Annotated in this window: 1 protein-coding gene; it reads left to right on the top strand. The window is 65.2% G+C overall.

Going from position 1 to position 1,776, the window contains the following annotated elements; all coding sequences use genetic code 11:
* The coding region (locus AC0L2M_RS34545; RefSeq protein WP_473537260.1) for an adenylate/guanylate cyclase domain-containing protein at positions 1 to 1,776 on the top strand (1,776 nt) is incomplete at both ends.

Raw genomic sequence — 1,776 nt, 5'->3', positions numbered from 1 at the left:
CGGTCGGCGCCAACCTTCGCAACACTTTCGACCTGCTCGGCGCCCAGTCGACGCTCCTGATCGATGCGATGGAGGATTTGCTGCGCGCCGAGATGGGGCGCGCCGAGAGCGCCGTGGACGGCGTCGCGCAGCTCTACAAGCAGGGCGAGTTCCAGATCGACGACGAGGCGATGTCGGCGGCACTTGCCAGTGCGCTGGCGGCAGCGCCGGGGGTGAACGCAATGTTGATCTGCACACCCGACCTGATTTGCAGGGGGGCGGCGGTGACCGGGGACAACGACGCCAAATATCCTGCCGGAACGATCCGGAAATTCCCCGCCGAGACCGAGAAATCGCCGCAAGTGCGCGCCGTTCTTGAAGAGCGCCAGCAGGTCGACGGACGCAGGTGGGGCGCCTTCGTGGCCAACGAATATGGCTTGTTCGCCAACGTCTCGGCGCCGCTGTCACGCGATGGCGCCACGAAGGCCTGGGTGATCGCCGCGGTGGAACTGCAGAACTTGTCCAAAATCACGCAGGAACTGTCGTCGCGCTTCGGTACGCATGCCTTCATTCTGGATGGCGACGGATCCATTCTGGCGGACCAGCGGCTGGCTTCCCCGGATGCGCTGAAGAACGGCATCCTGCCGCTGACGCCGCTCGCCAATTTCGGCGATCCGGTTCTCGCCGGATATGAGGCGCGCAAACCGGAAGCGGAGTTCAGCACGCAGCGTACCCGCGATATCGAGGTTGCCGAAATCCAGGTTGACGACAAGGACGGTTCGACGTCATGGGACGGAGAGAACACTTACGTCGCTATTACCCGTGAGATCACCGGCTATGGCGACCGGCCCTGGACGCTCGGCGCATATTTCAAGACCAGTCAGATCGGTGACGAAATCGAACGCGTCATGGGATCGGCCATGCTTGGACTTGGCGCGATGGCGGTGGCGGTCATCCTCGCGATTCTTCTCGGCAAGCGCCTGTCGCGCCCGATCCAGGCGATTGCCGGCCAGGCCACGCGCGTCGCCGATTTCGATCTCGACGGCGTGACCCCCCTGCCGCGCAGCAGGGTGCTGGAGTTGGACAACCAGGCTTCGGCCTTCAATGCCATGCTGATCGGTCTGCGTGCATTCTCGACCTATATTCCGCGCTCGCTGGTGGCCAAGCTGGTGCGCACCGGAGAGATCGGCATCGCCGAACCGCGCGAAGCGGTCGTCACCGTCATGTTCACCGACATCGCCGGCTTCACCACCCTGTCGGAGCAGATGGACGCCGCCGCCGCGGCCAGGCTGCTGAACCACCACTTCGCGATCCTGTGCGGCGCGGTCGATGCACATGGCGGTACTGTCGACAAGTTCCTGGGCGACGGCATGCTGGCGTTCTTCGGCGCGCCGGATCGTCTGAAGGGCCATGCCGCCGCGGCCGTCCGCGCAGCCGCGGCGATCCGCGAGGAGCTGGACAAGGACAATCTGGAAGCGGCTGGCGAAGGCCGGCCTCCACTTCATGTCCGCATCGGCATCCACACGGGCTCCGTCATCGTCGGCAATATCGGCGCATCCGACCGCGTCAACTATACGATCGTCGGCGACACCGTGAACGTCAGCCAGCGGCTGCAGGACCTCGGCAAGCAGCTCGAACCGGGCGCCACCGCCGCAATCGCCATTTCCGGCGAGACCGCGTCGCGGCTCGACGAAAGGTTCGAAAGTATCCCGGCGGGCAAGCACCGGCTGCGCGGCCGCGGCGAGGCGACGGAGGTCTTCCAGCTTGGCAAAGTCGCGACGTCAGCATCGCCCCCTA

It is taken from the genome of Mesorhizobium sp. WSM4806 (assembly GCF_055811635.1).
This window is presented reverse-complemented; position numbering and strand designations above follow the sequence as displayed.